This is a genomic window from Brucella sp. HL-2 (assembly GCF_025846885.2).
GTDB classification, from domain to species: Bacteria; Pseudomonadota; Alphaproteobacteria; order Rhizobiales; family Rhizobiaceae; genus Brucella; species Brucella quorumnocens.
Map to the genome: position 1 here is coordinate 387,683 of NZ_JAOYTK010000001.1, position 23,755 is coordinate 411,437.

Here is a 23,755-nt window from a genome sequence, read left to right on the forward strand (position 1 = left end):
AGTTGCTAAGCCGCGCGCAAGCCGGATGGCGCTTTGTCGGCGAAAAGAAAGCTTCATCTGCCAATATGGACAGTCTTGACTGCCATCTTGATTTGTAACTATAAAAGTTACATGATTAAATCAAGCAATCCATTTACCGATCCGCAGGTTGTCGCGCATTATGTAGAAGGGCCGCCGAAGGCTGTGCCGGGTTTTCGGGATATGCAGCGCATGACTCGTTTGCTGCTTGCTGAACACGTCCCCGATACCGCACGTATTCTGGTGTTGGGCGCGGGTGGTGGTCTTGAACTCAAGCTATTTGCTGAAAATCATCCGCATTGGACCTTTGAAGGTGTCGATCCTTCCGCAGAAATGCTGGAATTGGCGCGGCAAAGTCTTGGCCCTAATACGGATCGCGTGAATTTCCAGAAAGGCTATATCGACAGCGCAGCTCTGGGACCGTTTGATGGAGCGGTCTGTTTGCTGACCATGCATTTTCTCGATGAGGAAACGCGCAGACAAACTCTTGCAGACGTTTATCGACGTCTGAAACTCGGCGCACCATTTATCATGGCGCATTTCAGTTTTGAGCAAGAGGATGCTGATGAGCGAGCATTGTGGCTGTCGCGCTATTCTGCCTTTTTGAATGATTCCGGTGTCGATCTGGCAAGTGCAGTGAAAGCCAGTGCTGCAATCAATCAGCGTTTGCATATTCTTACGCCGCAACAGGATGAGACGCTGATACATGATGCGGGCTTCAAAAATCTGAGCCTTTTTTATGCGTCTTTCACCTATCGCGGATGGGTCGCATACGCATAAATAAGAGTCTCCAAGAAGGCTTAAAAAATCCTATAGCGGCGGAAATGAATTCGCGTTAGCTTGCCGCGAATTCTCGGAGTGCCTCTCGATGTCTTTTCTGACAAATCTGACCTTCATTCCCGAATGGACCATCTTCGTCCAGTTCGTGATCGCCACTGCAATTTTATCCATAACGCCTGGCCCGGATATGACGCTTTTTGTCGGTCGTGCCTTGTCTGAAGGTAAGGCAGCCGGTTTTGCCTGTATGGCAGGCGCAAGCACCGGCATTGTTGTGCATACGAGCATGGTAGCGCTTGGGCTTTCAGCGCTCATCCTCGCTTCGCCTGCAGCCTTCACTGCATTGAAGGTGGTGGGTGCAGTTTATCTCGTCTGGCTTGCAGTGCAGGCGATCCGCAAAGGTTCGGCATTCTCGCCGGAAAAAAACGGCGGCAAGAAGCATACGCTGGTTCAGAATTGGGCGACGGGGCTTGGCATCAATCTGCTCAACCCGAAGATCATTCTGTTCAACATGACCTTCCTGCCGCAGTTCGTTTCGGCACATGATCCGCACGCCATGGGAAAACTGTTCTTCCTTGGCCTGTCGTTCATTCCGCTAGCGCTGCCTTTCACCATTCCTATGGTGGTTGCAGCAGACAGGTTTGCCGGTCTTCTCAAGAAAAACCCAACGGTCACACGGATTGTGGATTGGCTTTTCGCCGGTGTTTTCTCAGCGTTCGCGCTGAAAATCATCACCGCACAGGCTAAGTAAATCGCTATTCAGCCGGGCGGGCTAACAATCGTCCGGCTTTGCGACCGGCAATCAGCCAATAAACGAAGCCGCCGACAATGCCAGAGCAGGCGACGGTGGTGTAAAGCATGACAGAGAATGAATCGATCGGTTCCATCTGCCATGTGAAAAGGCCGATTGAGATCATGGCAAACAAGCTGATCAACAGTCCACCTACGCAATAGAAAAGCGAAGATGTTACAGGCTTGGTCTCACTATAGATGACCATTCCAAGTACTGGGAAAAAGCTGAATACGCCTGCAATACCTGCAAAGAAGAATCCACCCAAGTGCAATGCAGCCTGAAAACCTTCAGAGCCCCAATTTCCAACAAAAGGGTTGAAAGCGGCGTTACCGTCAACATCGTGCCGGAGCAACGCGTTGAGGTCAAACTGGCCGTAAAGAACCGCGGCAAGAAAATAGCCTGCGGCGAGAACCGCGCAGCAATAGCCGAAAACAATAACAACAAAACGCGTGATGTAATCGAATGTATCGGTCAAACGCGCTTAGTCTCCGTGTCCGGCAATCATCATGGCTTCGAGCGCCAGACGTTCGCTCTTGCGCATGCGTTCCGATTCCGACTTCAATTGACCGCAGGCAGCAAGGATATCACGGCCGCGCGGGGTACGGATCGGCGAGGCGTAGCCTGCAGCATTCACGTAATCAGCGAAGCGTTCAATGTGCTCCCAGTCGGAACACTGGTAGTTGGTGCCAGGCCATGGGTTGAATGGGATCAGGTTGATCTTGGCAGGAATCCCGCGCAAAAGCTTTACCAAAAGCTTGGCGTCTTCCATGCTGTCATTCACATCCTTGAGCATCACATATTCAAACGTAATGCGCTTGGCATTCGACAGACCCGGATATTCGCGGCAAGCCTTGAGGAGTTGTTCCAGCGGGTATTTTTTGTTGATCGGTACCAGAAGGTCACGCAATTCATCACGCACCGCATGAAGCGAAATTGCCAGCATCACGCCGATTTCTTCGCCGGTGCGGTAGATTTCTGGCACAACGCCTGAAGTTGAAAGCGTGATGCGGCGCTTGGAAAGCGCTAACCCATCGCCATCAGACGCAATCAGCAGAGCCTTTTTCACTTCCTCGAAGTTATAAAGCGGCTCGCCCATACCCATCATAACAATATTGGTAACTTTGCGTCCCTCGGCCGGAACGATGGCACCGTCTGGCGTGTTCGTGTCTGGAAAATCGCCAAGTCGGTCCCGGGCCGTCATCAACTGTGCCAGAATTTCTTCTGATGTCAGATTGCGCACCAGCTTCTGTGTGCCAGTATGGCAGAAAGTGCAGGTCAGTGTGCAGCCCACTTGCGAGGAAATGCAGAGCGTACCGCGACCTTCTTCAGGAATATAAACGCATTCGATTTCGACGGGGCGTCCAGCGCCACGAGGCGGAAAGCGGAACAGCCATTTGCGCGTGCCATCCTGCGAGATTTGTTCTTCAACGACTTCCGGACGCGCAATGGTGAAATGCTGGGCCAGAAGAACGCGCAGGTCCTTGGAGATATTGCGCATATCTGCAAAGTCGGACACGCCGCGCACATAGAGCCAATGCCAGAGCTGCGCGATGCGCATCTTGACCTGCTTTGGCGTTACGCCGACCTTGAGCAGCTCCTCGGCCATTTCTTCGCGCGACATGCCGATGAGCGACGGCTTTTGCTCCATATTTGCGCGCACATGGCGGGCAAGCTGGTCGCGCGTATCATCAATGGTTAAGTCGAATGAAATGGACATCTGTTTTCAACTGTTGAGGACGCCGCATAAAGCGCGCCGATAAACACTACCAATTACATGGATATATGGGCTCGTTCATTTGATTATGCGAGCCTGTTGCGCGCGGACATAGCACACAATATTCGCTCCGTCATCCCGCTCTATGTTTTAGCTGATATGCAGTATGATAGGTTCGGTATCGAAAAGAAAAGCCGGAGCGGAGCCCCGGCTTAGTAATTTAGCTTGAACCGACTGGCTTATTTGCACTTCTGAATGGCTGCGAGTGCTGCCGAAATGCCTTTGAGCGAATAGGTGTAATTGGTCTTGGTGCCGCGCTTGGACTGTGCCTGCACTTTCATATCTGAACCACCGCGCATCGCTGCAATCAGCTGTGGCTCTTCGGCGGCGTTTTCCATCCAGCCGGATTTGCCGTTGACGAACATTGTAAAATTGCGGTTTCCAATGGTGACGATGACCTTGGCATTCGCATTGGCGTTCAGCTCGTAGCCAGCCATGAACTGTGGCTCAAAGCTGATGTTCTGCCCTGGCTTCTGGCTCACGAGGAAGAAGTTGTCGCCGTGATCAACATTGGCTGGCGCTTTCTGCGTCGGAACGGACAGGACATAGCAAACCTTGCCATTGCCTGACTGATAGCTGTAGGCGCCCCAGGCGTCGAACTGCTTAATCTGGGTCGGTGTCTGGGCGAGAGCCGAGCCCGCCATTGCAATCGTGAACACCGAAGCCGCGACGATCGATTTTCCAAGCATGGTTTTTTACCGGTTCTCTTTCGTTTGCTTCAAAGTCGAATATCGGGATGTCGCCGTTCAACACGCCGTCCCGTTTGGTGACCCTTAATGTGCCTTAATCTGGGTTACCAAACGGTGAAGTTTTGAAAGAAAACTTGAGCAGTCAGGCCAAGGCCCCGCGATCCCGTTGCCAACTTCATCCAAAAGAAAGCGGCAAGAGTTTGTCATATCGCGTCAATGCATCATCATCGTGATGATGCCCCATAACAAAAATGTGAAGACTGGAGGTTGCTTTAAGCTGCCTCTTCCTCGTCGCGCAGGGCCTCACGGGCGGCAATTTTATGTGCCGGGGTAATATGCGTGCGAACTGCAGTCAGAGCCGCCATCAGCACTGCAATATCATCGGTAAAGCCGATGCCGACCAACATATCGGGGATGACATCGAAAGGCAGAACGAAATAGGCAAGCGCTGCCATCAGTGTCATACGCGCGCGCGTCGGTGTGTTCTGGTCGAGCGCACAATAATAGGCAGCCACGACCTCATCCATGAACGGGACCATGCGACCGGCACGGCGTGCGGTCTTCCAGAATCCTTTTTTCACCCGCTCGCTGCGATTGTTGAAGTCGCCCTCATCGCCGGGTTCGAGGATTTCATCAATTTTGACGCTATCCATCTTTCGTTCAAACTCCTGTCAGCCAGTTAACGCGCTTTTTACCGCACACTTCGTCCGAAAACTGTTTCACTTTTTCGGGATGCGCTTTTTAGCTAAGACATGACGATACTGCAGATGGGAATATTGCGACCACTTTTCAAGATTTGGGGTTGTGGTTCCCCTGAGAGAACCGTCAGCTACACCAACTCTCCCAAATCACAGGAATATAGCCTTAGCCAAAACGGAGCGGTTTCTCGATCTGCCCGATCTGATTAAGTGGAGATTTTCTATGCATCTAACCGGCTATGGCGAAAACTTTGTGCGCACCGACCGGTCAAGTCAGTTCTATCGCGGTCATCAACTGGCCGCGGCACAGGATATTGGCGATCAGGTAAATATCGATGTAATGGATGGCATTTGCTACGACATTACCGCCTATATGCGGTTCCTACTGGGCGCTGGTATTTCAGAGCATACATTACGCGGCACATCTGGACAAAACTGGATTCCGTTGCTGAATTTCAAAGCTGGAGAGCTGTGGAATGGCTATTCGGCGCTGCCCTATGGACGAGCAATCGGCTTCTATGATGTCAGAGCCGGGCACATATTTCATTCGGCCATTGCCATTGGTGACGTTTTTATCAGAAGCGTGAATGGCGGTGCGTTGGGGCAGAACTGGAACGAAAAGGTCGATCTGGCGAAGGTGCTGCCTTACTCATGCCGAAACCGTGATGGCAGCTTCAACTTCCAGAAAAAGATTATTATCGTTTATATTTCAAAGGTTTGAATAGATTCAGATAAATGTATTCATCTTGCGCGCTAATTTGATATCAAGTTCCGTGATACCATTTTCACTATGGGTCGAAAGCGTAACATCGACACGATTATAGACATTGAACCATTCTGGATGGTGGTCGAGCTTCTCGGCGTGAAGCGCTACGCGTGTCATGAAGCCGAAAGCCACATTGAAATCCTTGAACTTGAAAGTTTTTTGGATGGCTTCGCGGCCTTCGACTTTCTGCCAGCCTTCAAGGTCAGTGAGCGCTTCTTTCAGTTTGTCTTCTGTCAACCTGTTGCGTGCCATCGTCTTTTGCCTATGTTGGGTCCCTGATATCAACTTATCATAGCTGCGAGAGTTTCGTGACCCATTCAGCCCCGACCAGTATCCTTTTTGTCTGTGCAGGCAATATCTGCCGTTCGCCGCTTGCAGAAGGTGTGATGGGTGAAGTGCTGAAACAGCGCAGAATTGATCATGTGCTGATCGATTCTGCGGGTACAAATGGTTATCACACAGGCGAAGAACCTGACGATCGTTCGATCCGGGTTGCTGCACGTCATGGTCTTGATATCTCAGCCCAACGTTGCCGTCAGCTGATCGCCGCTGATTTCACGCGTTTTGATCTTATTTTGGGTATGGATCACTACAACATGCGGATGATCGGCCAGCGACAGCCAGCAAACGCGAGTGCCCGTGTCGGACTTCTCACCGACATCGCCGAAGGAAGGCCGGTTGAAATCCCCGATCCTTATTACGGTCAGATCGGGGATTTCGAAGAGGTTTACCGGATGATCCTGGCGTCTTCCAATGCGTTGGCTGACCAGTTCTGGCGTGATGCAGCGATCAAAGGCCAGGCTTCTTCAACAACGTAAGGTCCACCGCCCACAGAATCACGTGACGACATCAACACGAAGCGACCTACTTTGAAGGGCAGTGTCGAGAAGTTGCCGCGTGAAGAGAGATAATGCACCACATCATCAATGCGGGCATTTCTCAATCGCGCCAAAGTCACATGGGGTATGAATTTGCGCGGATCAGCAGGAATGCGAAGCCTCTGGCAGATGCGTTCGATTTCACCTTGCAATGCGTTGAGTTCAGATGAGGGGGATACGCCCGCATAGATGCTGTGCGGCTTTTTGGAGCCAAAAGCATCGACACCCGACAGGTTGAGCATGAATTCGGGACGCCTTACGCGATCAAGCGCATTGGCAATCTCATCGGCCACGTGGCCTTCCACATCTCCAATAAAACGCAGGGTTATGTGGTAGTTTTCGACATCAATCCAGCGCGCGCCGGGAAGACCGCCTCGTAATAACGAGAGCGAAAGCGCGGCGTCGCGCGGGATTTCGAGGGCAGTAAAGAGACGCGGCATAAGGCATCCTCCTCGAATCGTTCTACATCTTCTAGCGAATCATTCTTCGCTGTCGGAGGCAAGCTGTTTATCTCGCCCCACAATATCAACCGCCGGATGTCCCCGTCTTTTGTATATCCTTCAGGTTCTTCTCGATCATAGGCAAAAACTTCGCGACCATGGTTTCAATCCCTTTTTCATTGGGATGCATGCCATCTTCCAGCTGTAATTCCTTTTGTGCGGCAACGCCTTCCAGAAAGAAGGGATAGAGTGGCACGCCGTATTTCTGGGCGAGCTTGGGATAGATCGGATTGAATTTATCAGCGTAATCCTTGCCCATATTGGGCGGCGCCATCATGCCTGCGAGGATAACGGAGATGCCGCGTGTCTTAAGGCGCGACAACATTTCATCGAGATTTTTCTCGGTGATGTCAGGTGAAATTCCCCGCAATGCGTCATTAGCACCAAGTTCAAGGATCACCAGGTCGGTGCCATCGGGGATCGACCAGTCGATGCGAGCAAGGCCGCCGGTGGTTGTGTCGCCCGACACGCCCGCATTCTCAATGGTGACTTCGTAGCCCTTTTCATCAAGCACTTTTTCAAGCTGCTGCGGGAATGCCGCATTGGAAGGCAGAAGATATCCCGCCATTAAACTATCGCCGAAACCAACAATTTTCACCTGCGCCAGCTGCTCGGTAGGCAGTGCGTCTTCGAGTCCAGTCGGCTCTTCCTGAGCGTGTGCGATAGGCAAGCTTGTGGCAAGAAAAGATCCAACTATCGCAAAAATCGACAGCCATGCCGGGATCGAGAGTTTGAAACGCATTGTCAGCAACCCATATCTAGCAACAAGGTAGGAAAATCACCCGAAGAACTTCTCCTCGGACTTCTCTTCAATTTCTGGCGCAAAACAAGTTCAATTTTGTGGCGCGCTTTGGCTCTTCAATATTCATATAGGAAGAAAAACGCGTGACGGAACAGGTGACTCCCCCGATTTTTGGCCCGATTATTGAACTTGAGAACGTTCATCTCACACTTGGACATGCAGCTTCATCGGTCCATGTCCTCAAGGGCGTTTCACTTTCAATTGCCCAGGGACGGTCCGTCGGCATCGTAGGTCCATCGGGTTCGGGTAAGTCTACCCTTTTGATGGTTCTGGCTGGTCTTGAGCATGTCGATAACGGAAGTGTGAAGATTGCAGGCGAGACAATCAGCAAGATGACCGAGGATCAAGCCGCGGCATTCCGCGGTGCCAATATCGGGATCGTCTTCCAGTCCTTCCACCTCATTCCCAATATGACAGCGCTGGAAAATGTTGCCGTGCCTCTGGAACTTGCCGGACGCAAGGATGCATTTGAAGTGGCCGAACGAGAGCTTATTGCTGTCGGTCTTGGCGAGCGCCTCACGCATTATCCTTCAGAGCTTTCTGGTGGTGAGCAGCAACGCGTGGCGATTGCCCGTGCACTTGCGCCAAGCCCCAAAATCCTGATTGCGGATGAACCGACAGGTAATCTCGATACGGCGACGGGTCGCCAGATTACTGATTTGCTGTTTTCCAAGCAGCGCGAAAACGGTTTGACCATGGTGCTGGTCACACATGATCCGTCTCTGGCTGCACGCTGCGACCATGAGATCCCAGTGCGTTCAGGACGCATTGAGGTGTCCGCCGCGGATGCTGTTGTTTTCGAAAAAGCGGCGGCTGGCGTATGAGATTTACGAAGTCTTTTTCACTCGCGCTGCGTTTTGCATTACGGGAAATGCGCGGTGGTTTATCCGGGTTCTATATTTTTCTCGCCTGTATCGCGCTGGGCGTCGCAGCCATTGGCGGTGTGAACTCCGTCGCGCGTTCTGTTAGCACAGGCATTGCTTCGGAAGGTCAGAGCATTCTCGGCGGTGATATGAGCTTTTCGCTTAATCAACGTGAGGCAAGCACGAATGAGCGCGCCTTTATCGAACAGCAGGGCCGCTTTGCGGAAAGTGCCACCATGCGCTCCATGGCGCGCATACCGGACGGCACCGATCAGTCGCTCGTTGAGGTTAAGGCGGTGGATGCTGCCTATCCGCTCTATGGTGAGCTGAAAGTGCAGCCCCAGCAGTCGCTTGCGGATATGACCAAAGAGCAGGGTGGGACCTATGGTGCTGCGGTCAGTCAGGATTTCCTCAATCGAATGGGCCTGTCGCTTGGTGCGAAAGTGCTGCTCGGCTCCGAAACCTTTGAACTGCGTGCTTTGATTGAAAGCGAACCCGATCTCCTATCATCGGGATTTAATTTCGCGCCGCGCTTTCTGGTCTCAATGGATGGTTTACGTGCTTCAGGACTGATCCAGCCTGGAAGCCTTGTCGATCATATCTACAAGGTTGCATTGCTAGATGGCGCGCCGGACTCAGCAATCGCGCAATTGCGTGAGCGGGCAGGTACCGATTTTCCGGATGCAGGCTGGAATATCCGTTCGCGCGCCAACGCCGCACCGGCGCTGAGCGCCAATATCGAGCGCTTCTCACAGTTTCTCACACTGGTCGGACTGACCGCCCTCATCGTTGGTGGTGTCGGGGTTGCCAATGCCGTTCGTGCCTATCTCGACGGCAAGCGCGGTGTGATCGCGACCTTCAAATCATTGGGTGCGCCTGCGCGCTTTGCCGTGCTGGTCTATCTGGTACAGATCATGGTGATCGGTCTCATCGGCATTGCAATAGGACTGGTTCTGGCGACGATCATGCCCTTTGCGGCGGCGGCAGCGCTCGCCAATTATCTTCCCGTCGCAGGTGGAGGTGGCTTCTTCCCGGATGCGTTAGCACTTGCTGCAGTTTTCGGCCTCATCACGACTCTGGCCTTTGCAATCATACCGCTGGGCCGCGCGCGCAATATTCCGGCGACAGCACTTTTCCGCGAACAGGGTTTTGAGCAGCGTGGCTTCCCACCATTCCTTTATCTCAGCCTTGCTGTTTTGCTGATTGCGGCCTTGGCGGGGCTGGCGCTTTACGTCGCCTATGACCGCCGGATCGCGGCTATCTTTATCGTTTCGTCGATTGCAGCCTTCGGTGTTTTGCGACTGGTGGCTGACGCTATCCGCTGGCTTGCCCGCCGTGCACCGCGCATGCGTTCAACGGCCGTTCGCCTTGCGGTCGGCAATATTCATCGTCCAGGCGCGCTGACTCCTTCGGTGGTTTTGTCGCTCGGCCTCGGTCTTACACTCATGGTGGCGATTGCACTGATCGACGGCAATCTACGCCGTCAGGTGACGGAGAACATTCCTGCTCAGGCACCGGATTTCTTCTTTGTCGATATCCAGAACAACGACATCGGTGACTTCACCAAGCTTGTGAGCGGCATCGTGCCCGACGGCAAGCTTACCTCCGGTCCCATGCTGCGTGGACGTATTGTGGCCTTTAACGGCACGAATGTACGCGATATGACCATTCCGCCGGAAGCTGCTTGGGTATTGCGGGGCGATCGTGGCATCACCTTTGCCGACAAGGTTCCTGAAAATTCAACCCTCACAGAGGGGGCTTGGTGGCCAACAGATTATAGCGGCGAGCCACTCGTGTCTTTTGCAGAACGCGAAGGCAAGGAGCTTGGCCTGAAGCTGGGCGATACCGTCACGGTTAATGTGCTTGGTCGCAACATCAATGCAAAAATTGCAAGTTTCCGGCAGTTGCAATGGGAAACGCTGGCGATGAATTTCGTCATGGTGTTTTCGCCCAATACCTTTGCCGGGGCCCCCGCCACTTGGCTTGCAACCTTGACCATTCCTGATGATCAGAAGAACCTTGCGCCTGATGTGCTGCGACAGGTTACGAAAACATGGCCAGCGGTCACCACTGTCAGCGTGACGGATGCGCTTGATGTTGCCAATGATCTGATCAGTCAGCTTGCTACGGCAATCCGTGCGGCTGCATCGATTGCGCTTGCGGCCTCAGTGCTTGTGCTTGGCGGGGCCTTGGCTGCGGGCAATCGAGCCCGCGTTCACGATGCCGTTGTGCTTAAAACGCTGGGTGCCACGCGTGGCACGCTCATTGCCGCTTATATTGTCGAATACATGCTGCTCGGGCTTGCAACGGCGGTATTTGCACTGGTCGCAGGAAGTGCGGCCGGTTGGTATGTTGTGGTGGAAGTGATGAAGCTTAAAGCGCAGTTCCTGCCGGATGTGGCTCTGATGACAGTCGCGGTTGCACTGGTCCTCACCGTTGGTTTCGGCCTTGCTGGAACATGGCGAGTGTTGGGTCAGAAACCTGCAACCGTGCTGCGAACCATATGAACCATTTGTAATGTTTGGATCATAATTGGGCTAAATACCGGCTAAATGATTGGATAGCATGGAGAATGCGTTTGAGTTTTCAAGCTGCCTTATCACGATTTTTTACAGGTAGTACTTGTACGTAAGCTCTGAAATGCCCATAATAAACGCAGGCATGCTGGGGTCCCGCCAGCGGCGCCTGGGAGCGGCTCGAAATGAGCCAAGCCCCGACACCGGACGGGACAAGGCAAGAGGATTTAAGTCATGGCTGACTTTCGCAATATTCAGGCGCAGCAGAGGCCGGTAGGCGGCGCTCGCGCTGATGCAAGCATTGATCAGGGACTGCGCAGCTACATGCTGGGCGTCTACAACATGATGGCTATCGGCTTGGCCGTTACCGGCCTTGCTGCATTCGCCGTCGCATCTCTGGCAGTGACCAACGACCCGTCTGCCGCTGTCGCGCAGATGGCAAACGGCAAGATGCTTACTGCACTTGGTGCAGCACTTTACACGTCTCCTCTGCGCTGGGTGGTCATGCTTGCACCGCTCGCAGCAGTATTTTTCCTGAGCTTCCGTATCGAACGTCTGTCGGTTTCGACCGCTAACGCCGTATTCTGGGGCTATGCAGCCCTCGTTGGTCTGTCGCTGTCGTCGATCTTCCTGGTCTATACCGGACAGAGCGTCGTGCGCACTTTCTTCGTAACGGCTGCTTCCTTCGGAGCGCTCTCGCTTTACGGTTACACGACCAAGCGTGATCTTTCCGCAATGGGCTCGTTCCTGATGATGGGCCTGTTCGGCCTGATCATCGCCTCTGTCGTAAACATCTTCCTTGGCTCCACCGCGCTGCAGTTTGCAATCTCGGTGATCGGCGTTCTGATCTTCGCAGGCCTCACTGCCTACGACACGCAGTCGATCAAGGAAATGTACTACGAAGGCGATGCTTCGGACACGCAGGGCCGCAAGATCGTTATGGGCGCGCTGCGTCTGTATCTCGACTTCATCAACATGTTCATGTTCCTGCTGCAGTTCATGGGTAACCGTGACTAATAGAGCTGGAATTGAATTACGCACAAGGGCAGCGGAAACGCTGCCCTTTTTGCTTTTCAATTGAGCGTCTTCAAGGCATGTTGAAGGAGTAATCTGAATCTGACCTCTGGCTTAAGACATGCTCCATATCCGCGATTTTCAGCCCACCGATATTGATGCCATTACTGCGATCTACACCGAGGCAGTGTTGAACGGTTCTGGTTCTTATGAGATCGAAGCGCCCACTGTCGAAGCTATGAAAACTCGCTTCGACGTGTTTGCCGAGCAAGGCTTTCCAATTCTTGTTGCGCAAGAAAATGGGCTGGTGCTGGGCTATGCCTATATCAGCTATTTCCGTACCCGGCCTGCCTATCGCTGGCTTGCAGAAGACTCGATCTATATCGCCCCGGATGCGAAAGGGAAGGGTATCGGTAAGCTGCTGCTTGGCGAGCTTATTAAGCGCGCGACCGCCTTAGGCTTCAGACAGCTTCTGGCCGTGATTGGTGATGGCGAGCACAATATCGGATCGGTGAAGCTGCATGAGAGCCTCGGCTTTATCCATAGCGGACGTATTCAGGGTTCGGGCTTCAAGCATGGACGCTGGCTCGATACTGTTCTCATGCAATTGTCGCTCAACGGCGGCTGCACAGTTGATCCGGGTAAGGTTCCTCTTAGCTGATCAATTATCGACCAGCTTGAGGTTTTTATCGAAGACACGAAGCACGCGTTCGAGCTCGTGTCCGCGCTTCATGATGAGGCCACTTGCAGCGATGACCGAATAAGCACCCTGCTTCTGTGCTAGCTTGGGATTTTTCTCCACGCGAAACAGTGGAACCTCGCTTGCTCGTCGGAAGATCGAGAACACTGCCCTATCGGCCAGATGGTCAATCGCATAGTCGCGCCACGCACCTGTGGCGACCATGCGTCCATAAATATGTTCAGGATTTTACCAAGTTCGTGTCTGTCAAAGCTTACGGTGGGAGCAGGCGGACGTGATTGCGCTAAAGGGACAATTTTTGGCGTCGCCGATGGATGAGAGGGCGAATGCGAAGACTTATCTTCATTCGCAGCGCTTGGTATATCCATTTTCTTCCTTTCACCGTCAGGAGTGCCATGAGTGTGAGGAATGCCAAGGTGATCGTAAAGGGAATGCAGGAGCTCCGATCAAATCAGCTCATGACGGTAAGGTGATGCTTTTGTAAAATGATTGCAAGATCAAGCGCTGATACGGTCGGCTTTCTATGAGCTGATCGACAAAAACGGACCCCCAATTTGTTGTATATTAGCTGTTCACGAAAAGAGAAAAGCTGTTCTCAATGGTGATCGCCAGCCACATTTTGGCCTTGTCAACTTCGCATTCCGGCCTGATTATGACGTCAGCATCACCATGTTGCCTGAGACGGTTCGGTTCGGGTATGTCCGACCCCAAGCCCCCCGCCCAAAGGACTGCCCGAGCCGAACCAACCTTCATTGGCCTACAGCATAATTCCTTAAACTTGAATCAGTTTAAGGTAAAATTATGCTGTAAATATAGAGTGTTAGAGCGACCTTTGTGCGCCCAAGAAGGCGCACGGCGCTCTAGCCACTCAGACAGATGCAACATTCCCGCAAATGATAAAGTATCAGCCATAACGGGCTTAGATGTTGCTGTGTTTAAGGATCGCTTCCGAAACGGCTCCTAAAGCCCGAGCGGAACTTTCTGCTTGAATATTGCGGCACCCAGAATTGGACCGAGCGCTTTGTCACTGTTACTTTGCTGCAAAACCACAGCGCAGCCGGTCACATCCTTCCGGGTCAGCTCGGAAGCTGGCAGCTCGATTTTCAAAGCCTGGCCATCCCACATGCCAATCGTATTGATGTCCGACACCGTATTACGATAGGTAACGGACTGTCCGGCGTTCTCACCTTTGTCGATCGGAATGGTAACCGAATCGCGCAGGTAGAACATAACGACATGCACGGGTTTCTTTGGTTTTTCGCCGGCCGCAATCTCAATCGACAAGCGCCCATCATCCAGCTTTTTGATCGAAACAGGTACGTTGAGCTTGCTCGCATCGAGATGTTGCTTCACGATCTCAGCATCGCCACCATTCATTTCCGATGAGCCATTGACGACCGCCTGAGGCGTATAGACCATCTTGGCATTGAAAGAATTGCGATAGGCGTTCTGGCGGTCTGTATTGTCCTGTGAGGCGAGCGTGTCACGCCAGCCCATGTAATCCCAGTAATTAACGTGGAACGATAGAGCCAGGACATTGGCGTCGTCGGCATATTTCGCCAAATTCTTGTCAGCCTGCGGACAGGATTTACAGCCTTGGCTGGTATAGAGTTCGAGAACAGATGTTCGCGTGCTGCTATCCTGAGCTTTCGCTACGCCCTGCATTGATAGGCAACCGGTGAATGCCAGCCCCAATGCAGCACAAACACCGCGCAAGCCGGGAACATAGTCGCCGGAAAGCCATGTATGTGTCCCATGGAAGGGGTAATGGAAGGTCACTTTGGGTTCATCCTACAATAATTGACGCTGACATCTATTATGTAGGAACTACGACGATCAATAGGAATTCACGTTGCAGTGAGATTTGCATACAGTGTGTTTCTTTTACCTCACTAAAGCATGTCGCGCTCAAATGGATTCATTTGAGCTCCCGCGAACATGCGACAATTAAAACAATCTAGAGCGAGCGCCATGGGTGCGATTAAGCGCGACACTCTCTAAGATATGTCTCCCATAAGCGGCAGTTGGCTCTTTGGGTATATGTGCAGCGTCGCGCTTTAATAATAGGCAGATTGAGAATGAGACCGAGTTTGAGAGAAAAGGGCATTGCCATCTGCGATGAGAAGATTGCGAAGAAGGGCGATACGGTCGGCATTTCGTTCTATGCATTCTTCGCCAACAAAAACACGGAGCCAGAGCTTCTTATGGAAGCCGCTGAGTGGTGGATAAAGATCCACACTCTCGATCATTTCGAAAAGGCCGTCAAAATCCGCGAAATGATCCGTTCAGGCCAATAAGATAGAAAAAGCCGCCGAATTGCTCCGGCGGCTTTTAGTTTGAAGCGCATCGCTGATTAAGCAGCGAGATCGCGCAAAACGGTCTGCAGAATGCCGCCGTTCTTCATGTAGTCGAGCTCGTCCAACGTATCGATACGGCAGATGAGCGGAACCTTCTTCACTGTACCATCGGCATAGGTGATCGAAGCGTCGACCTTCTGACGTGGGCGTACATCGGCAAGGCCTTCGATGGAGACGATTTCGTCGCCCTTCAGACCCAGTGTCTGCCAGCTTGTGCCTTCTTCGAAGACGAAAGGCACAATACCCATGCCAACGAGGTTGGAGCGGTGGATACGCTCAAACGACTGTGCGATCACGGCCTTGACGCCGAGCAGGTTGGTGCCCTTTGCAGCCCAGTCACGCGACGAGCCGTTGCCATATTCGACGCCCGCGAAGACGACGAGTGGCACACCTTCTGCCTTATACTCCATGGCCGCGTCGTAGATCGAGGTTTCTTCCTTCGACGGGTAATGGATGGTGTAGCCGCCTTCACGACCATTTTCGCCCAGCATGTGGTTGCGAATACGGATGTTGGCGAAGGTGCCGCGCATCATCACTTCGTGGTTGCCGCGACGTGTGCCGTACTGGTTGAAGTCGGCAATACCGACGCCATGGTCGATGAGGTATTTGCCGGCAGGCGACTGTGCCTTGATCGAACCGGCAGGCGAGATGTGGTCGGTGGTGATCTTGTCGCCGAAGAGGCCGAGGATGCGTGCACCCTTGACGTCGCCGATCTGACCTGCCGACTTGCCCATTCCCACGAAGTAAGGTGGGTTCTGTACATAGGTCGAGTTGTCGTCCCATGCATAGGTCTGGCCAGCAGGAACCTGAACGGCCTGCCAGTTTTCGTCGCCCTTGAACACGTCCGCATACTTCTCGGAGAAGATTTTGCGGGTAACGTTCTTGGCGATGAATTCCTGGATTTCAACTGACGAAGGCCAGATATCACGCAGGAATACCGGGTTGCCGTCCTGATCTTCACCAAGTGGCTCCTTGGTCAGGTCCTTGGTGACCGTACCGGCAAGAGCGTGAGCAACGACGAGCGGCGGCGAAGCAAGGTAGTTTGCTTGCACGTCCGGCGAAACGCGGCCTTCGAAGTTACGGTTGCCGGACAGAACGGCAGCCGCGATCAGGCCCTTTTCGTTGATCGTCTTGGAGATCGGTGCAGGCAATGGACCGGAGTTACCGATGCAAGTCGTGCAGCCGAAGCCGACGAGGTTGAAGCCAAGCGCATCCAAATCCTTCTGGAGTCCAGCGGATTCAAGATAAGCGGCAACCACCTGAGAGCCGGGAGCAAGCGAGGTCTTGACCCAAGGCTTGGTCTTGAGGCCCTTGGCAACTGCGTTGCGGGCCAGAAGACCAGCAGCAATCAGCACGCTTGGGTTGGAGGTGTTGGTGCAGGAGGTGATTGCGGCAATTGCCACATCGCCATGACCGAGATCGAAATCTTCACCTTCAACAGCGTAACGCGCAGTCTGGCCGGTGGTCTTCTTGTATTCGGTTTCAAGTGAGGTTGCGAAGCCCGATCCGATGTTTTCCAGCGCAATACGGCCTTCTGGCCGTTTTGGACCAGCCATCGACGGAACGACTTCACTCATATCCAGTTCGATAATATCCGTGAATACCGGATCAGGGCTGTCTGCTTCACGCCACATGCCCTGTGCACGCGAATAAGCCTCAACGAGCGCGATGCGGTCTTCTTCGCGACCGGTCGTGTTCATGTAGTTCAGCGTTTCTTTGTCGATCGGGAAGAAACCACAGGTCGCGCCATATTCAGGGCCCATGTTCGCAATGGTTGCGCGATCGGCAAGGGTCATATTGTCGAGACCCGGACCAAAGAACTCAACGAACTTACCAACCACGCCTTTTTTGCGCAGCATCTGTGTAACGGTGAGCACGAGATCGGTTGCTGTCACGCCTTCCTTGACCTTGCCGGTCAGGCGGAAGCCGATAACTTCCGGCAGCAGCATGGAAACAGGCTGACCCAGCATCGAGGCTTCAGCTTCAATACCGCCAACACCCCAGCCCAGAACGCCAAGGCCGTTGACCATGGTTGTGTGGCTGTCTGTACCAACGCAGGTGTCAGGATAGGCAACGGTCACGCCGTCTTCTTCCTTGGTCCATACGGCCTGTGCCAGATATTCGAGGTTCACCTGATGGCAGATGCCTGTGCCCGGAGGAACAACGCGGAAGTTCTTGAACGCCTGCTGCCCCCACTTGAGGAAGCGGTAACGTTCGCCATTGCGCTGATATTCGAGGTCCACATTGGCCTTGAAAGCCTGCGGATTACCAAATTCATCGACGATGACTGAGTGGTCGATGACGAGGTCAACGGGAACCAGCGGGTTAATCTTTTCCGGATCGCCGCCGAGGTTCTTCAGGCCGTCGCGCATGGCTGCCAGATCGACAACGGCGGGAACGCCGGTGAAGTCCTGCATGAGTACGCGTGCCGGGCGGTAGGCGATTTCCGCGCCTGCCGAGCCACGATCATTCAGCCACTTGGCAACGGCTTCGATGTCCGACTTCTTGACCGAGCGGTCATCTTCGAAGCGGAGCAGGTTCTCGAGCAGAACCTTCATGGAGAACGGGAGCTTGGAGATGCCTTCGAGGCCGTTCTTTTCGGCTTCGGTCAGGCTGTAATAAACATATTCCTTACCGGCGACGGTAAGGGTTTTGCGGCATTTAAAGCTGTCAATGTGTGACACTGCGTTCGTCCTTCATGCTACTGGCCGGAAAACCAGGACGAACGCCTCTGCTGCGTTTCAAGGACGCGCTAAAGGTGCGGGTGCAGTCATTTCCGCTGTCCGTCCCGAAACCTGTGCCCTCACGGGCCCCAAGTCTTTGAGATCGGCCAAAATTCGTTTCCACACCGACCGCTGGCATGGTAGCCCTCATATAGAGAGTTTCCTAAAACGATTCCAGACAGAATATCGTGAATTTGCTCCCTTGCGGCGAAATGTTGCGATCCTCGTGTTTAGCCCGAGCTGGACGCGCCTATTGCATAATTTCTTAAACTTGAATCAGTTTAAGATAAAAATATGCAGCAAGTTTAACTGTTAGAGCGACCCTTTGTGCGCCTTGCAGAGCGCCTGGCGCTCTAAGGAGAGAAAATGCGGCTTGAGGCCGAAAATCTGGCGGGTGAGCGCGGCGGCGAGACGATCTTCTCTGCCCTTTCCTTCGAATTGTCTTCCGGCGAAGCGCTGGTGGTCACAGGTCCGAACGGCTCTGGCAAATCAACAATGCTCCGAATCATATGCGGTCTTCTTGCGTTGGAAGAAGGTACGGTTACGTTGTTTGATGAAGGAACCGCGCTTCCTGTTCGCGCGGCTTGCCACTATCTCGGCCATCAGAATGCCATGAAACCTGCCTTGAGTGTGCGCGAGAATCTGTTGTTCTGGCAAAAGTTCAATGGCGAGCCACGCCTTGGTATTGACGAGGCGCTTGAGGCAGTTGATTTGCCTGGCGTCGAGCATTTGCCTTTCGGTTATCTTTCCACGGGACAGAAGCGGCGCGTTTCAATTGCCAAGCTGCTGGTCAGTCATCGCCCGTTGTGGATTGTCGATGAGCCGACTGCTGGGCTCGACAAAGCATCAGAGGCGCGCTTTGCAGGACTCATGCGTGGACATATGCAAGACGGCGGACTGGTTATTGCCGCCACGCATATCCCGTTGGGCTTAGACACCATTTCAGGAGCTGGTTTCGCGTCTGAAACTGCGTTTGAAAGAAACATTGGCGTCAAGTCGCTCGATATGGCCGACTATTCGCTTGAGGGCGTGTGATGCTGGCGCTTTTTATCCGAGATATGCGCCTCAGTTTCCGTGCCGGAGGCGGGGCGCTGATTGGAATTTTGTTCTTCCTCGCTGTGATCTCGGTGATGCCGTTCGGCGTCGGTCCTGATCTCAATCTCCTGTCGCGCATCGGCCCAGCCATGCTGTGGATCGGTGCATTGCTGGCAACATTGCTGGGATTGGACCGGCTGTTTCAGGCCGATCGCGAGGATGGTTCGCTTGATCTGCTGTTGATTGGCGCTGATCGGCATATGCTGGCATTTACCGTTTTTGTGAAATGTCTGGCCCATTGGGTGGCAAGCGTATTGCCGCTGGTGATTGCTTCGCCGATGTTAGGGCTGTTCATGAACATGGATGCAACCGCCACGGCTGCGACAGCACTCACACTTCTGGTCGGTACTCCGGCGATTGCCTTTATAGGAGCGGTGGGTGCGGCATTGGCCGTAGCCTTGCCGCGCGGTGGTTTGCTGGTTTCTGTCATCGTACTGCCATTGACCATTCCGGTGCTGATTTTTGGCGTATCTGCGTCTTATGGCGCGACTGATGCCGTGGCCCCCTTTTTTGCACCATTCCTTATTCTGTGTGCACTCACTTTGTTTTTCGCGGTTTTGGGTCCGCTGGCTGCAGCAGCTTCATTAAAAAGTTCGGCGGACTAAAGCATTTCCAGCAAAAGTGTGAAGCGGTTTTGCGTAGGATAATGCTCAAATATAATGTGATCCCGAAAAGCGGGAGCCGGTTTTCCAAACTTATAGTGTTTGGCGGATTGACGCAGTTGATTACGGTCAATTGAACGGCATACGGGGGGAGGTTAAGTATAGCGCATGACGAAAGACATCGCGAAAACCACAAGCTGGCTTGATCTGGCAAATCCCACACGCTTCCTGGCCTTTACGGGCAGGGTCTTGCCATGGCTTGGGCTTCTGTCTGCCCTGTTTCTAGCCGTCGGGCTATATATGGTTTTCCTGTCGCCAGAGGATTACCAGCAGGGCATTACAGTCCGTATCATGTATATTCATGTGCCTTTCGCATGGCTTTCCATGATGTGTTACTCAATTATGGCTATTTCATCGCTGGGTACATTGGTCTGGCGTCATCCGCTGGCCGATGTTTCTATTCGCGCAGCCGCACCCTTGGGTGCAGTGTTCACTGCTTTGGCGCTGGCCACAGGTTCGCTCTGGGGCAAGCCGATGTGGGGAACGTGGTGGGTGTGGGATGCACGGCTGACTTCCGTTTTCGTGCTGTTTCTCATGTATCTCGGCATTATCGCTTTGTCGCGCGCCGTGGATGATCCCACCAAGAGCGCCAAGTCTGTTGCGGTTCTGACGCTGGTCGGCTTCATCAATATCCCCATCATCAAATTCTCGGTCGACTGGTGGAATACTTTGCACCAACCAGCCTCTGTCTTCCGCATGGACGGCCCGACCATTGACGGCTCCATGCTGCGTCCGCTTTTTGTGATGGCGATTGGCTTCACGCTGCTGTTTCTCACGCTGCACATGATGGCGATGCGCAATGAAATCTGGCGCCGTCGCGTGGCCATGATGAAAAAGCTCGCGGCTCGCAATGCCGACCGCAGCCGTATGAAAAGAGAACGTACCGAGACCCAAGGGGAGGCAGTTCAATGAGCCACATGGCTTTTGTTGTAACGTCCTATGGCATTGCCGCAGGAGCACTTGCCATCACCATTGGCTGGATATTGATCGATCAGCGTATGCTGAAGAATGAGCTGAAACGGCTCGAGGCGCAGGGCGTGCGCCGCCGTTCGGCTAAAGGTTCAGCGCAATGACCGAGACGGTGCAGAAAACCGATGCGGCCAAAAAATCGCGCACATGGGTGGCGCTGCTGCCGCTACTGATCTTTGTCGGGTTGGCCGCAATCTTTGCCGTGCAACTCCTATCAGGCAAGGATAATACGACCATCCCCTCCGCCCTGATCGGCAAGCAGGCACCGCAAACAAATCTGCCAGCCGTTGAAGGCTTGCTGCGCGATGGTGCGCCTGTGCCGGGTCTCAACAGCGAAGATTTTATCGGTAAGCTCACACTGGTCAATGTTTGGGGGTCGTGGTGCGTACCTTGCCGTCAGGAACATCCATTGCTGATGGAAATCGCCAAGGATGAACGCATCCGCGTGGTCGGCCTCAATTACAAGGACCAGCCGGAAAACGCGCGCCGCTTTCTGGGCGATCTCGGCAATCCATTCGCTGCAGTCGGAGCCGACCGTGCCGGACGCTCAGCCATTGAATGGGGCGTCTATGGCGTGCCCGAAACTTTTCTCGTCGGCCCAGATGGCAAGATTATCTACAAGCATGTCGGGCCGTTCACGCCGGAATCAGTGAAGAATGATCTGATGCCTGTGGTGACTGGCGCGCTTGGCAACCGATAACAGGGATATTGCCATGTCTGGTTTGGATGTTGAGACGTCAGAATTGATTCACAATCAGGACGACGATCAAACAGGCGATTGCGCCCGCGAAGAGCGACAGAGACAATGTTATCCAGAACAGGATGAGCAGCCAGATGGCGCGCAACGGTTTGCGTGTGCGTAACAGATAAACTAGCTGCGCGAGGGGAAGCAGCAAAGCGCCGACGAACAGCAGCCCCCGAGAGGGAAGTGTGTGGCCGTTAATCAGTGCATCGGAATTAAGTGCCTGAAGCGATGCCATGAGAACTACAATAGCGGGGGCGATGACGGTCAGTTCCCGAAAATTTCCGCCCAGACCAAGTATGCCGTCCAGATAAAACGACATAGCGCCCATTATAAAAGGTATAAGGAATACTGCGCACAAAAGCGCCTTATTGGATTTAAAATTTTCTCGCACCACTAATTATACCCCTCACCATCAAGTGATTCTCCGATTGATGGTATAACGTGGGAGTTACTCAAGGTTGCAATAAAAAAGGCGGCTCGCGCCGCCTTAAATAATCTCTCCGATCAATCCGGCAACTTCCGCACCGCGCCCTTGGCAGCACTGGTTGCCATGGAGGCATAGGCTTTCAGCGCGGTCGAAACCTTGCGCTTGCGTTCTTCCAGAGGCTTCCAGCCCGTTGCTTCCTGCTCTTCGCGGCGCTCGGCCAGCGTTGCATCATCAACGGCCAGATGGATCTTGCGGTTCGGGATGTCGATATCGATGATATCGCCTTCACGTACCAGACCGATCGTGCCACCTTCAGCTGCTTCCGGCGAAACGTGACCAATCGAAAGGCCCGAAGAGCCACCCGAGAAACGTCCATCGGTGATCAGCGCGCAAGCCTTACCCAGACCCTTCGACTTCAGATAGCTGGTTGGATAGAGCATTTCCTGCATACCCGGACCGCCGCGCGGACCTTCATAGCGGATCAGCACAATGTCACCAGCCTTGATCTTGCCGTTCAGAATTGCAAGGACGGACGTGTCCTGGCTTTCAAAGATACGCGCAGGACCGGAGAATTTCAGGATGGAATCGTCCACGCCTGCCGTTTTCACGATGCAGCCATCTTCGGCCAGATTGCCATAAAGCACGGCCAGACCGCCGTCCTGACTGAAAGCATGTTCCTTGGAACGGATAACGCCTGTTTCGCGGTCGGCATCGACGCTGTCAAAGCGGCGATCCTGTGAGAAGGCGACCTGTGTCGGCACACCGCCAGGCGCTGCGGAATAGAACTTGTGCACCATTTCGCTCTTTGTGCGCGTGACGTCCCAGTGGTCGAGCGCCTTGGCCATGGTTTCGCTGTGCACGGTCGGGAGCGCAGTATTGATCAGGCCCGCTTTGTCGAGCTGACCGAGAATGCCCATAATGCCGCCTGCACGATGCACGTCTTCCATGTGAACCGTGTTGTTGGCGGGTGCGACCTTGCAGAGCACCGGCACGCGGCGCGACAGACGGTCGATATCAGCCATCGTGAAGTCGATTTCGGCTTCCTGTGCAGCAGCCAGCAGATGCAGAACCGTGTTGGTTGAGCCACCCATGGCGATGTCGAGCGTCATGGCGTTTTCAAAGGCCGGGAAGCTTGCAATCGAACGTGGCAGTACGTTTTCATCGTCCTGCTCATAATAACGGCGAGCGAGATCGACAATCAGATGACCAGCTTCCACAAAAAGGCGCTTGCGGTCAGCATGGGTTGCGAGCGTCGAGCCATTGCCGGGCAACGAGAGGCCGAGGGCTTCGGTGAGGCAGTTCATCGAGTTTGCTGTGAACATGCCTGAACACGAGCCACAGGTCGGACAAGCGGAACGCTCGATCTGCTTGACCTGATCGTCGGTGTAACTGTCATCGGCTGCTGCAACCATCGCATCCACGAGGTCGAGTTTCTTGACCTTGTCGTCCCAGACGACCTTGCCGGCTTCCATTGGGCCACCGGAAACGAACACGACCGGGATATTGAGGCGCAGTGCCGCCATCAGCATGCCGGGAGTGATCTTGTCGCAGTTGGAAATGCAGACCATCGCGTCGGCGCAATGAGCATTGACCATATATTCAACTGAGTCGGAGATGAGCTCGCGCGATGGCAGCGAATAGAGCATGCCGTCATGGCCCATCGCGATGCCGTCATCGACCGCAATGGTGTTGAATTCCTTGGCAACGCCGCCAGCCGCTTCGATTTCACGCGCGACGAGCTGGCCGAGGTCTTTCAAGTGCACATGGCCTGGCACAAACTGGGTGAACGAGTTCACCACAGCAATAATTGGCTTGCCAAAATCCTCATCCTTCATGCCGGTGGCGCGCCATAGGCCGCGCGCGCCAGCCATATTGCGGCCGTGGGTGGTAGTACGCGAACGATAAGGAGGCATTTTCAAACCTTTTAGGACTATCTCAGAGTGAACCTCGCCCCTTAAATAGGGTCGAAATGCGCTCTATTCTACTTTG

25 protein-coding genes and 1 pseudogene are annotated in these 23,755 nt (G+C 53.7%); 14 read left to right on the plus strand and 12 right to left on the minus strand.

The features are described 5' to 3' along the window. Nucleotides 1-111: 111 nt before the first annotated feature. Together OIV19_RS01865 and OIV19_RS01870 are read left to right on the plus strand one after the other, a co-directional pair. Nucleotides 112-798, plus strand: a complete 687-nt coding sequence (locus tag OIV19_RS01865; RefSeq protein WP_264230514.1) for a class I SAM-dependent methyltransferase — start codon at nucleotides 112-114, stop codon at nucleotides 796-798. 88 nt (nucleotides 799-886) lie between these two features. Further along, a complete protein-coding gene (locus OIV19_RS01870) occupies nucleotides 887-1,546 on the plus strand; it encodes a LysE family translocator (protein WP_095445845.1) in 660 nt (219 codons plus the stop codon). Between the two features lie 4 nt (nucleotides 1,547-1,550). On the opposite strand, the gene OIV19_RS01875 is transcribed toward OIV19_RS01870, so the two are convergent. The 4 genes from OIV19_RS01875 to OIV19_RS01890 all read right to left on the minus strand — a co-directional run bounded on the left by OIV19_RS01875 (nucleotide 1,551) and on the right by OIV19_RS01890 (nucleotide 4,704). Beyond that, entirely contained in the window at nucleotides 1,551-2,063 is a 513-nt protein-coding gene (locus OIV19_RS01875) for a hypothetical protein (RefSeq protein ID WP_095445846.1), read from the minus strand. A gap of 6 nt (nucleotides 2,064-2,069) precedes the next feature. After that, entirely contained in the window at nucleotides 2,070-3,305 is a 1,236-nt protein-coding gene (gene rlmN, locus OIV19_RS01880) for a dual-specificity RNA methyltransferase RlmN (RefSeq protein WP_095445847.1), read from the minus strand. 236 nt (nucleotides 3,306-3,541) lie between these two features. Then, a complete protein-coding gene (locus OIV19_RS01885; RefSeq protein ID WP_024898243.1) occupies nucleotides 3,542-4,051 on the minus strand; it encodes an invasion associated locus B family protein in 510 nt (169 codons plus the stop codon). Between the two features lie 272 nt (nucleotides 4,052-4,323). Beyond that, on the minus strand, nucleotides 4,324-4,704 hold the full coding sequence (locus OIV19_RS01890; protein WP_264230515.1) for a YkvA family protein: 381 nt from the start codon (nucleotides 4,702-4,704) through the stop codon (nucleotides 4,324-4,326). A gap of 268 nt (nucleotides 4,705-4,972) precedes the next feature. Here OIV19_RS01890 and OIV19_RS01895 point away from each other — a divergent pair, with 268 nt between their 5' ends. After that, nucleotides 4,973-5,470 (plus strand): hypothetical protein, encoded by a 498-nt coding sequence (locus OIV19_RS01895; RefSeq protein ID WP_095445849.1) that lies wholly within the window; start codon nucleotides 4,973-4,975, stop codon nucleotides 5,468-5,470. A gap of 6 nt (nucleotides 5,471-5,476) precedes the next feature. Here OIV19_RS01895 and OIV19_RS01900 read toward each other — a convergent pair whose 3' ends face one another. Continuing rightward, complete coding sequence (locus tag OIV19_RS01900; RefSeq protein WP_264230516.1) at nucleotides 5,477-5,767, minus strand: 4a-hydroxytetrahydrobiopterin dehydratase; 291 nt, start codon at nucleotides 5,765-5,767, stop codon at nucleotides 5,477-5,479. 56 nt (nucleotides 5,768-5,823) lie between these two features. Here OIV19_RS01900 and OIV19_RS01905 point away from each other — a divergent pair, with 56 nt between their 5' ends. Beyond that, nucleotides 5,824-6,333, plus strand: a complete 510-nt coding sequence (locus tag OIV19_RS01905; RefSeq protein WP_244923272.1) for a low molecular weight protein-tyrosine-phosphatase — start codon at nucleotides 5,824-5,826, stop codon at nucleotides 6,331-6,333. On the opposite strand, the gene thpR is transcribed toward OIV19_RS01905, so the two are convergent. Then, entirely contained in the window at nucleotides 6,243-6,833 is a 591-nt protein-coding gene (gene thpR, locus OIV19_RS01910) for an RNA 2',3'-cyclic phosphodiesterase (RefSeq protein ID WP_095445852.1), read from the minus strand. The genes OIV19_RS01905 and thpR overlap by 91 nt on opposite strands. An 85-nt stretch (nucleotides 6,834-6,918) precedes the next feature. After that, nucleotides 6,919-7,635, minus strand: a complete 717-nt coding sequence (locus tag OIV19_RS01915; RefSeq protein WP_151095606.1) for an arylesterase — start codon at nucleotides 7,633-7,635, stop codon at nucleotides 6,919-6,921. Nucleotides 7,636-7,790: 155 nt separating this feature from the next. Here OIV19_RS01915 and OIV19_RS01920 point away from each other — a divergent pair, with 155 nt between their 5' ends. From OIV19_RS01920 to OIV19_RS01935, 4 genes are all read left to right on the plus strand, one after another. Beyond that, on the plus strand, nucleotides 7,791-8,519 hold the full coding sequence (locus OIV19_RS01920) for an ABC transporter ATP-binding protein (protein WP_095447822.1): 729 nt from the start codon (nucleotides 7,791-7,793) through the stop codon (nucleotides 8,517-8,519). Continuing rightward, a complete protein-coding gene (locus OIV19_RS01925; protein WP_264230517.1) occupies nucleotides 8,516-11,065 on the plus strand; it encodes an ABC transporter permease in 2,550 nt (849 codons plus the stop codon). The genes OIV19_RS01920 and OIV19_RS01925 overlap by 4 nt, the downstream gene beginning before the upstream one ends. 243 nt (nucleotides 11,066-11,308) lie before the next feature. Continuing rightward, nucleotides 11,309-12,091: a Bax inhibitor-1/YccA family protein gene (locus OIV19_RS01930; protein WP_095445855.1), complete on the plus strand. Its 783-nt coding sequence runs from the start codon at nucleotides 11,309-11,311 to the stop codon at nucleotides 12,089-12,091. Between the two features lie 118 nt (nucleotides 12,092-12,209). Beyond that, nucleotides 12,210-12,749 carry a GNAT family N-acetyltransferase gene (locus tag OIV19_RS01935; RefSeq protein ID WP_095445856.1) on the plus strand — a complete coding sequence of 180 codons (540 nt, stop codon included), beginning with the start codon at nucleotides 12,210-12,212 and terminating at the stop codon, nucleotides 12,747-12,749. On the opposite strand, the pseudogene OIV19_RS01940 reads toward OIV19_RS01935, so the two are convergent. Continuing rightward, nucleotides 12,750-13,156, minus strand: a pseudogene (locus tag OIV19_RS01940) (DUF2794 domain-containing protein). Between the two features lie 592 nt (nucleotides 13,157-13,748). Beyond that, on the minus strand, nucleotides 13,749-14,483 hold the full coding sequence (locus tag OIV19_RS01945; protein ID WP_095447823.1) for a DUF1223 domain-containing protein: 735 nt from the start codon (nucleotides 14,481-14,483) through the stop codon (nucleotides 13,749-13,751). Nucleotides 14,484-14,866: 383 nt separating this feature from the next. Between OIV19_RS01945 and OIV19_RS01950 the strand changes: the two genes are divergently transcribed. Beyond that, nucleotides 14,867-15,085 (plus strand): DUF6500 family protein, encoded by a 219-nt coding sequence (locus OIV19_RS01950; protein ID WP_264230518.1) that lies wholly within the window; start codon nucleotides 14,867-14,869, stop codon nucleotides 15,083-15,085. Nucleotides 15,086-15,141: 56 nt separating this feature from the next. Here the strand turns inward: OIV19_RS01950 and acnA are convergent, their stop codons facing one another. After that, nucleotides 15,142-17,829, minus strand: coding sequence for an aconitate hydratase AcnA (acnA, locus tag OIV19_RS01955; protein ID WP_264230519.1), 2,688 nt, complete (start codon nucleotides 17,827-17,829; stop codon nucleotides 15,142-15,144). Nucleotides 17,830-18,234: 405 nt separating this feature from the next. On the opposite strand from acnA, the gene ccmA reads away from it, so the two are divergent. From ccmA to OIV19_RS01980, 5 genes are all read left to right on the plus strand, one after another. Then, entirely contained in the window at nucleotides 18,235-18,903 is a 669-nt protein-coding gene (gene ccmA, locus OIV19_RS01960; RefSeq protein WP_264230520.1) for a heme ABC exporter ATP-binding protein CcmA, read from the plus strand. Next, a complete protein-coding gene (gene ccmB, locus OIV19_RS01965; protein ID WP_094578708.1) occupies nucleotides 18,903-19,568 on the plus strand; it encodes a heme exporter protein CcmB in 666 nt (221 codons plus the stop codon). Before ccmA ends, ccmB begins: the two co-directional genes overlap by 1 nt. 165 nt (nucleotides 19,569-19,733) lie before the next feature. Further along, entirely contained in the window at nucleotides 19,734-20,537 is an 804-nt protein-coding gene (locus OIV19_RS01970; RefSeq protein ID WP_264230521.1) for a heme ABC transporter permease, read from the plus strand. Beyond that, the gene (gene ccmD, locus OIV19_RS01975; protein ID WP_095445863.1) at nucleotides 20,534-20,698 is read left to right on the plus strand and encodes a heme exporter protein CcmD; all 165 of its coding nucleotides are present in this window, start codon (nucleotides 20,534-20,536) and stop codon (nucleotides 20,696-20,698) included. Before OIV19_RS01970 ends, ccmD begins: the two co-directional genes overlap by 4 nt. Next, complete coding sequence (locus OIV19_RS01980) at nucleotides 20,695-21,294, plus strand: DsbE family thiol:disulfide interchange protein (protein WP_264230522.1); 600 nt, start codon at nucleotides 20,695-20,697, stop codon at nucleotides 21,292-21,294. Before ccmD ends, OIV19_RS01980 begins: the two co-directional genes overlap by 4 nt. A 37-nt stretch (nucleotides 21,295-21,331) precedes the next feature. On the opposite strand, the gene OIV19_RS01985 is transcribed toward OIV19_RS01980, so the two are convergent. Further along, nucleotides 21,332-21,658, minus strand: a complete 327-nt coding sequence (locus OIV19_RS01985; RefSeq protein ID WP_264230523.1) for a hypothetical protein — start codon at nucleotides 21,656-21,658, stop codon at nucleotides 21,332-21,334. A gap of 185 nt (nucleotides 21,659-21,843) precedes the next feature. Then, entirely contained in the window at nucleotides 21,844-23,679 is a 1,836-nt protein-coding gene (gene ilvD, locus OIV19_RS01990) for a dihydroxy-acid dehydratase (RefSeq protein WP_264230524.1), read from the minus strand. Between the last annotated feature and the right edge of the window lie 76 nt (nucleotides 23,680-23,755).